The sequence below is a fragment of the Methylophaga sp. OBS4 genome, assembly GCF_026319305.1.
GTDB lineage: Bacteria > Pseudomonadota > Gammaproteobacteria > Nitrosococcales > Methylophagaceae > Methylophaga.
Genome location: NZ_JAPDMV010000031.1, coordinates 22,363 through 30,110, shown reverse-complemented (window position 1 = coordinate 30,110; position 7,748 = coordinate 22,363). Strand labels below are relative to the sequence as shown.

The window sequence follows — 7,748 nt, the reverse complement described above, 5'->3', positions numbered from 1 at the left end:
TAGGGTCTGTTGACGTCTCATCTTCACCTCTGTTGTTGTCTTAAAAAGTGTCAATCAAGGCGCGAGGAGCGCGGTTTAGTTATTCGAAATAAGTGACGAGCAACGCCGAGTGGCGCTTTTTCAGACACAACCCGAAGGGCTGGGACTGTTTTTGCGTCCAGCGGCGTTGTCACTCACTCATGTAGGGCAACTACATCACGCTCATTCCGCCTTGCTGGACACAAAAACAGCCTCCAGCAGTGGTGAAGATGAGACGTCAACAGACCCTAGTAACGATTTTCAGACAGATGACGCTGGTCGGTTTTTTTGGCTTGATGCTGACCCTGCTGGCCTGGATTCTGATTGCGCCGCACAGCGCTGCTTATCCGACAGCAGCGATGCTGATTATAGGCGTTGTCCCACTGTTATTCCCACTGCGCGGCCTATTGTATGCCCGGCCTTATACGCATGCCTGGACCAGTTTCCTGATGTTATTTTATTTCAGTCACAGTGTCGGCGAACTCTACAGCACTGAATCTTTTTCCATCTATCCGTTACTGGCATTGATTTTCAGTAGTCTATGTTTTGTTTCAGCAATCATTTTTGTCAAAACACAGGCAAAAATGAGGAAAAAATCACAAAAAGAGACATGATATTATGCTAAAAATTCAATTCAGCGTTGGGAGAAAATAAATGAGCAGCATTTCAGCATTTCAATCAGGCATCGCCGGTTTTCAAAGCGGCATCAACGATGTTAACCGGAGCGCTGCAGAAATTGCCCGCGCAGATACCGCATCTCTGCAGGATCTGACCACATCGCTGGTTGAAATGAATGCCAGCAAGCAGCAGGTTGAAGCTGCGGCCAAAGTCATTCAGACCAGCAGCGACATGCTTGGCACCATACTGGATATCAAAGTCTAAGTACCAGCCACTTCTGTTCCCCCCTCTCCCACTTCCGCACCCTTGCTTATCAATTTCACACTTCAGGCCGTGCCCTGATAAACTATGCTCCGGTATATCTTTGCAAGAAACAAACATTTGACCACTTCCGCCTTTCCGCCTTTATCTCTGGCTGCTATCAGCAGTACTATTAGCAATCCGGCATTAGAACGTTTGGATGAGATCCTGATAATGCCGACTGTAAGCTCAACAAGTGATATGCTATGGCAGCGTTTTGCAGAAGGTAAAACGACCCCTGCAGTCTGTCTCGCAGAGACACAGACTGCAGGACGAGGACGCCGTGGAGACCGCTGGCATTCCCCGGAGTCAGGTAATCTTTACCTGTCGTTGTTCTGGCAACACACTGCCGAAAAGCCGCGGCACGGGCTGAGTATCGCGATTGGTATCAGCCTGATAAACACGCTGAAACAAGCGGGAATCAGCAGGTTACAGCTTAAATGGCCCAATGATGTGCTATTTAACCGACAAAAACTGGCCGGAATTCTTGTAGAATCACGTTTTAACACTAAACAGAACATCGTCGTGGGCATCGGCCTTAACTTTAAGCTTCCGCAGTCCACTCAACATCAAATTCAACAACCAACCACCAGTCTGGAACAGCTGTGCGATACATTGCCCTGTCGAAACTGGCTGGCGGGGAAAATAATACAAAATATGATCGAAACAATAGAACTGTTTGAGCATCGCGGTTTGAGCGATTTTCTACCTTTATGGCCACAATACGATGCCTTGCACGGGCAACACATCACCCTGCTCAGTGACAATGAACGTTTATCGGCACTGGCGTGCGGTATCAACGAACATGGGGAGCTACGATATATGCGGGATAATCAGCTTCACCTGTTGTCGAACAGTCATGTCAGTATCAGGTTTGCCTCATGAAATTACTGGTTGATATCGGCAATAGCCGTGTGAAATGGACTTGCGTTGATAAGGACGGTATCGCTGAAGGGCAGAGCTTTCAACGCAGCAAGACCGGCATCAAAGCCTCGCTCAACAAAGCATGGAAAGCACTGACTGATATCAGTGCCGTTTACGTGGCCAATGTGGCAGGCGACAAACTGGCGGAACAGCTGACTGACTGGACAGAAAAACAATGGCAGCTCACACCAAAATTTGTCAGCACCGAAAAGAAACGTTTCGGCGTAACCAATGCCTATGAAGATCCCGAGAAGCTAGGCATTGACCGTTGGTTATCCTTGATTGCCGCCCGTCAGCACGCACGCCAGGCGCAATGTATTATTGACTGCGGCACCGCTATCACTATTGATATAGTCACCAAAACAGGTGTACATAAAGGTGGCATGATCTTACCCGGCTTGGGACTGATGCGAAGCTCATTGGCAGCCAATGCCAACGCTTTGACCGAAGAGACAGATGAACAGGAATTCGCAACCCTCGCCACCAACACTTTCAGCGCCATCCAGGCCGGCACTTTATACAGTGTAACGGCTACCTTGGAACGTATCATCAACGATCTCAAAGATAATTTCGATGATCATATTCGCTTTATAATCACCGGTGGCGACGCCGAACAGTTATTGCCTTTGCTATCGGATGAAGTCACTTTTTACCCTGATATCGTGCTCAAAGGACTGGCTTTTTATGCCAGACAGGATGATAAAAAGCCGCGCCACAGCAATAAAGACAAGCAGGTGCAGCAACAAGACGAATCCGCGAGTACCGCTGACACAACCGTAACTGCAGATAAAAAACCGCGGCGTAGCAATACTCCTAAACAAACGCCGGAAAAAAATGAATCCGCAGAGATAGCCGATTCAACCGTTACTACAGACAAGAAACCGCGTCGCCGCAGCAAATCAAAGCAGGCACAGAAAAATGCGGCCGCAGACAATCAAGACCCAACATTGCCAGAAAAGGCAATCTAAGGTAATCTTTCGCTCCCTTAAGGAGAACTGGCCGAGTGGTTGAAGGCGCACGCCTGGAAAGTGTGTATAGGTTAATAGCCTATCGAGGGTTCGAATCCCTCGTTCTCCGCCAAATTTAAATTACCCCGGCTAAACGCCGGGTATTTAAATTTTGCTGCGCATAAGGCTCTAGTTTGGAACTTTCGTTCGACCAATCGTCTGGATAGGTGAGTTAGAGCGCAACGATCTTATGCAGTAAAACAAAATACAGGATGCCACGGCCTATCCCCTCGCTCCTCCGCATTATCAATCAAAACGCTTTTAATCCAGTTCGACAAGAAGCGGCATAGCCGTGATATGTCACTAGTTTCAGGCACATCGTATTCACACTTTATCGCAAGATTCAGCAGTAAACGCCAACGCTATCAAAGTACGTTATTGCTGAAATAGCCCCTACTTACTTTACGCCCATCGTTATCTGTGATTGGATATAGCGCTATAACTGATTGTAATAACGGCGACGCAGTTCATCTCTGATGGGGCTGTTTATCATAGACTTGACAGTTTCGTTACCGTCAGAGAACGGGGCAAGTCTATAATAAGTATCGATAATCCATTTAACGATTACACTACCGGTTCTGGTTTTTCATCGCTGAGTATTCTCTACACCGGCATCATTTTAAACTGGCATTAGTCCCCTTTTGCCAGTTCTGGGCAGGCCCTTCCGGGTCTGCCTTTTTTATTACCATTGCGCAAATACGCTTGAACTGTTCATGCCCTGCATCCCGAACGAACAATACAAAACTGGCTAACTTTCTGAATATGGGTAATTTGATCAGCGCTGATATGTCAGATTGGATAATTGGATGGCATTAGATCATAAAAAAGCTTAGAATTATGTATTCTATGGTGGCCTGCACCGGTCTCCTCGCGACGATATGTTGGTCACCCCGTCAGGCCCGGAAGGGAGCAGCGGAGCCTTCGGACTCGGGTGCCGAGATTCGGCTGGTGTGGGTTCACCGCCCTGTATTGTTAACCGGATGTCTTACAGCCGTATGAGTTATTTGGTTCTTGCCCGCAAGTGGCGACCTAAATCCTTCGCGGAAGTAGTCGGGCAGCAACATGTGCTACGTGCATTGATCAATGGTCTTGATCAAAACCGTTTGCATCATGCTTTTCTGTTCTCCGGTACCCGTGGCGTCGGTAAAACGACCCTGGCCCGTATTCTGGCTAAATCCCTCAACTGTGAACAAGGCATCAGCTCTACCCCCTGTGGAGAATGCCAGAGCTGCAACGAAGTCGATAATGGCCGCTTTGTTGATTTAATCGAAGTAGATGCGGCTTCCAGAACCAAAGTGGATGACACACGGGAATTGCTGGATAACGTGCAGTACGCTCCTAGCCGCGGCCGTTATAAGGTATATCTGATTGACGAAGTGCATATGCTCTCTACCAGCAGTTTCAATGCGCTATTGAAAACTTTGGAAGAGCCCCCGCCACACGTCAAATTCCTGTTTGCCACCACCGATCCGCAAAAATTGCCAGTGACAATTTTGTCCCGCTGTTTGCAGTTCAACCTGCGCAGACTGGATTTGACTCAGATCAGCGAATATCTCGCTTTCATTTTGCAACAAGAACAGATCAACTTTGAAACAGAAGCTTTGCTGCAACTCGCCCGTGCGGCAGACGGCAGTATGCGTGATGCCCTCAGTCTGCTGGATCAGGCTATTGCTTTTGCCGGCGGCGAAGTCAGTAGTGAAGTAGTATTTCAGATGCTAGGCAGTATCAGTCAGGATCAATTGTTGCAGATTCTGGAGGCATTACTCAGACACGATGCTCAAGCCTTATTACAACAATCTGCCGAACTGGCTGCACTGGGACGTGATTTTTACGCTGTCTTCGACAAGCTGCTGACGTCTTTACAACAGATCGCCACCTTGCAAATGGTGCCGGATATGGAACCGATGGATTCGGTTGCCCCGCAGCTTGCAGAAATCGCAGCTCAGTTCAATCCGGAAACCGTGCAACTGCTGTATCAGATCGCCTTGCACGGCAAACGTGACCTGTCCTGGGCTGCCGATCCGAAAAGCGGCTTTGACATGACGCTGTTGAGAATGCTGAGTTTTCAGCCCGTCACAGCGCCACCGCTTGAGGACAAACCGCTAAAAAAGCCGCCATCACCCCGTAAGCCGGTCGTGACTCCACCACCGGTTCCTGAGGTAGTGAGATCTGCTCCGTCTCCTGTAGTGCAGGCTGTGAAAAGGCAAGAAATACCGCAGCCCGCCACGGATGAAGTTAAACTTGCTGCCAACGACCAGCAAATAGACACTTTTGTCTCTGTCGATCTGTCACCAGCCAACTGGACCCAGATCATTGCTGAACTGAATCTATCTGCCCTGACCCGGCAACTGGCCGAGAACAGCGCTTTTATACGCTGCGAACAACAAACCGTACATTTATCGTTATCACCGGAACTGGAGCATTTGGCGACAACCAAATCACAGGAACGTCTGCAGGCAGCTTTAGTCAAAAAACTGGGGCAGGATATCAAGCTCAATTTTACACCCCCCGGAGAAAATCAACAGTCCAGTCAGACACTGGCTGTTGAGCGGGCAGAACAACAGACGATCAAACAACAGCAGGCTGTTGAATCAATAAACAACGATCCCAGCGTTGAAGCCATCAAAAATACCTTCAATGCCCGTATAATTGAAAATTCAATCAAACCTTTAGATTAAACAAGAGGAATTCCCATGAAAGGTGGATTAGGCAACCTGATGAAACAGGCGCAGCAAATGCAGGCCAACATGGAAAAAGCTCAGCAAGAACTGGCTAATATTGAAGTCACTGGCCAGGCTGGTGGCGGCATGGTCAAAATCACCATGACCGGCAAGCATGATGTGAAGCGCGTTGAAATTGAAGATGTACTATTTGAAGATGACAAAGAAATGCTGGAAGACCTGATCGCGGCGGCAGTCAATGATGCCAACCGCCAGGTTGAAAAAACCACACAGGATCGCATGGCTTCCATGATGCCGCCCGGCATGAAAATGCCATTCTAATCGGACAGTCATGGCTAGTCTCGGACCCAGCATAGATGAATTGATCCATGCTCTGCGTTGTCTGCCCGGTGTCGGGCCGAAATCAGCACAACGTATGACTTTTCACTTACTTGAACGTAACCGTGAAGGCGGACAACATCTGGCAAAAGCGCTGACTCAGGCGTTAAACAATGTGCAGCATTGTCAGCGCTGCCGCATTCTTTGTGAAAGCGACCTCTGCCGTCGTTGCAGTGATGACCGTCGACAGCAGGACCAGCTCTGCATTGTTGAAATGCCCAGCGACGTACTGGCGATTGAACAAGCTACACACTACCAGGGACAGTATTTTGTATTGTCCGGACACTTATCCCCCTTAGACGGCATTGGTCCTGAAGCACTGGGCATACCCAAACTCATCGAATGGCTGGATCAGAAAACCGTTCAGGAAGTGATTCTGGCAACCAATCCAACCGTCGAAGGCGAAGCCACTGCTCACTACATCAGTGAGCTGGCCAGAGCCCGACAGATTCATGTCACCCGCCTGGCTCATGGCATCCCGCTGGGAGGTGAGCTGGAGTTCGTTGACAGTGGTACACTATCCCATGCCTTCTCAGGTCGTGAATCGATTTGAGGTAACTGACTGCTAAAAGAGCATCCGCCTATGGTTGAACAACAAGCGTCTTTTGAATTGCTGAAGACCTTCTCCGGCCTGATTCATCGTCAGCCTTTGTTTATTACCAATCGTCTGGATGTTGACAGTTATCACCTTTCCTTTCTGGATAAAAACGGCGAAAAACTGGCGGACGATGCCGAAGTACCGGCATTTCTGCAACAACTTCCCGCCATTTTGCCTGCTATCAGTCTTCGACAAAAAGCCTTGCTGACTATTCCGGAATCCTGGCAGGACGCCTTGTTTGGCATGCAGCAAAGTCTGGGCATGTCTTTGACACTGGATATCAACGGCGATGAAGCGCCACAACTGGCAAACAACGCTTTTACCTTTGCCGGTCACGCCAACAACGCCTCTGCCGACAGTCAGACACAGACTTTGCTAATTGATCTGGAGCAGTTCAACCTGCAAAGCCTCAGCCAGCAACTACCCCACTGGCGGCAAAATCACCAGATCCTCTGTGCCACCAATGTTAATGCGGCGGCACAATACAGCTTCTGCAAGCAACAGGATCTTGATCTGTTGCAGGGCATTTTTTATACCCTGCCTGAAGCCAAAGATAATCGAAAGGTTTCGCCATCCGTGCAGACATTGATGGAACTGCTGGTCCAGTTACAAGAACCCGATACCGAACCGGAATATCTCGCTGAGATCATTAATCAAGATGTAGCACTAAGTTATAAATTGCTGCGGCTGATTAATTCCGCTTTTTTCGGTCTGCCCAAAGAAGTCAGCAATAGCAAACAAGCCGTGATGATGCTGGGCCTGAATAAAATAAAAACCTGGGCCAGTTTGCTTTGCTTGTCAGGAATGGATAACAAACCCAATGAATTGCGCAGTGTCGCCATGACTCGAGGCAGAATGTGTGAGCTGCTGGCCAAATATTACAAAGGACAGGCTGAAACCTTCTTTGCAGTCGGCCTGTTCTCAACCTTGGATGCTTTGATGGATAAACCGCTGGCCGATATTGTTGACCAACTGCCTTTATCAGTAGAATTAAGCAAAGCATTGGTTGAACAAGAGGGTGCAGCAGGACGCGCTTTGCATGATGTTCTAAACTATGAACGTGGCAACTGGAATGCCCTTGAGAGTTCTCCTTTACCGTCAGAGGTATTGGTCAGAACCTATCTGGATTCAATAAACTGGGCTAAAGAACTCAACCTGCAGTTACATGATTAAGGTAAAACTGGTACTTACAACTAAAATATTAACTCAACCCACTGATACAAA

General features: G+C 48.4%; 8 protein-coding genes, 1 tRNA gene and 1 other RNA gene. All 10 read left to right on the top strand.

Translation table 11 applies throughout. From position 1 onward, the window contains the following. Positions 1 to 248 precede the first annotated feature (248 nt). On the top strand, positions 249 to 632 hold the full coding sequence (locus tag OMP95_RS10215; protein WP_266328466.1) for a DUF2069 domain-containing protein: 384 nt from the start codon (positions 249 to 251) through the stop codon (positions 630 to 632). Positions 633 to 672: 40 nt separating this feature from the next. Continuing rightward, positions 673 to 900: a flagellar basal body rod C-terminal domain-containing protein gene (locus OMP95_RS10210; RefSeq protein ID WP_266328464.1), complete on the top strand. Its 228-nt coding sequence runs from the start codon at positions 673 to 675 to the stop codon at positions 898 to 900. Between the two features lie 84 nt (positions 901 to 984). Then, positions 985 to 1,821 (top strand): biotin--[acetyl-CoA-carboxylase] ligase, encoded by an 837-nt coding sequence (locus tag OMP95_RS10205; RefSeq protein WP_266328462.1) that lies wholly within the window; start codon positions 985 to 987, stop codon positions 1,819 to 1,821. Continuing rightward, entirely contained in the window at positions 1,818 to 2,828 is a 1,011-nt protein-coding gene (locus OMP95_RS10200) for a type III pantothenate kinase (protein ID WP_266328460.1), read from the top strand. The genes OMP95_RS10205 and OMP95_RS10200 overlap by 4 nt, the downstream gene beginning before the upstream one ends. A gap of 21 nt (positions 2,829 to 2,849) precedes the next feature. Then, positions 2,850 to 2,940 (top strand) — tRNA-Ser (locus OMP95_RS10195). A 784-nt stretch (positions 2,941 to 3,724) separates the two neighbouring features. Beyond that, positions 3,725 to 3,821, top strand: an RNA gene (gene ffs / locus OMP95_RS10190) — signal recognition particle sRNA small type. A gap of 41 nt (positions 3,822 to 3,862) precedes the next feature. Next, positions 3,863 to 5,545 (top strand): DNA polymerase III subunit gamma/tau, encoded by a 1,683-nt coding sequence (dnaX, locus tag OMP95_RS10185; protein WP_266328458.1) that lies wholly within the window; start codon positions 3,863 to 3,865, stop codon positions 5,543 to 5,545. Between the two features lie 15 nt (positions 5,546 to 5,560). Continuing rightward, a complete protein-coding gene (locus tag OMP95_RS10180) occupies positions 5,561 to 5,869 on the top strand; it encodes a YbaB/EbfC family nucleoid-associated protein (RefSeq protein ID WP_266328456.1) in 309 nt (102 codons plus the stop codon). A gap of 10 nt (positions 5,870 to 5,879) precedes the next feature. Further along, positions 5,880 to 6,479, top strand: coding sequence for a recombination mediator RecR (gene recR / locus OMP95_RS10175; protein WP_266328454.1), 600 nt, complete (start codon positions 5,880 to 5,882; stop codon positions 6,477 to 6,479). A 30-nt stretch (positions 6,480 to 6,509) separates the two neighbouring features. Then, positions 6,510 to 7,697: an EAL and HDOD domain-containing protein gene (locus OMP95_RS10170; RefSeq protein ID WP_266328452.1), complete on the top strand. Its 1,188-nt coding sequence runs from the start codon at positions 6,510 to 6,512 to the stop codon at positions 7,695 to 7,697. Positions 7,698 to 7,748 lie beyond the last annotated feature (51 nt).

Bases quoted from the DNA above. Each gene is read 5' to 3' on its own strand.
- OMP95_RS10215 (WP_266328466.1), top strand. From the start codon at position 249: ATGAGACGTCAACAGACCCTAGTAACGATTTTCAGACAGATGACGCTG.
- OMP95_RS10205 (WP_266328462.1), top strand. From the start codon at position 985: ATGCTCCGGTATATCTTTGCAAGAAACAAACATTTGACCACTTCCGCC.
- recR (WP_266328454.1), top strand. From the start codon at position 5,880: ATGGCTAGTCTCGGACCCAGCATAGATGAATTGATCCATGCTCTGCGT.
- OMP95_RS10180 (WP_266328456.1), top strand. From the start codon at position 5,561: ATGAAAGGTGGATTAGGCAACCTGATGAAACAGGCGCAGCAAATGCAG.
- OMP95_RS10200 (WP_266328460.1), top strand. From the start codon at position 1,818: ATGAAATTACTGGTTGATATCGGCAATAGCCGTGTGAAATGGACTTGC.
- OMP95_RS10210 (WP_266328464.1), top strand. From the start codon at position 673: ATGAGCAGCATTTCAGCATTTCAATCAGGCATCGCCGGTTTTCAAAGC.
- OMP95_RS10170 (WP_266328452.1), top strand. From the start codon at position 6,510: ATGGTTGAACAACAAGCGTCTTTTGAATTGCTGAAGACCTTCTCCGGC.
- dnaX (WP_266328458.1), top strand. From the start codon at position 3,863: ATGAGTTATTTGGTTCTTGCCCGCAAGTGGCGACCTAAATCCTTCGCG.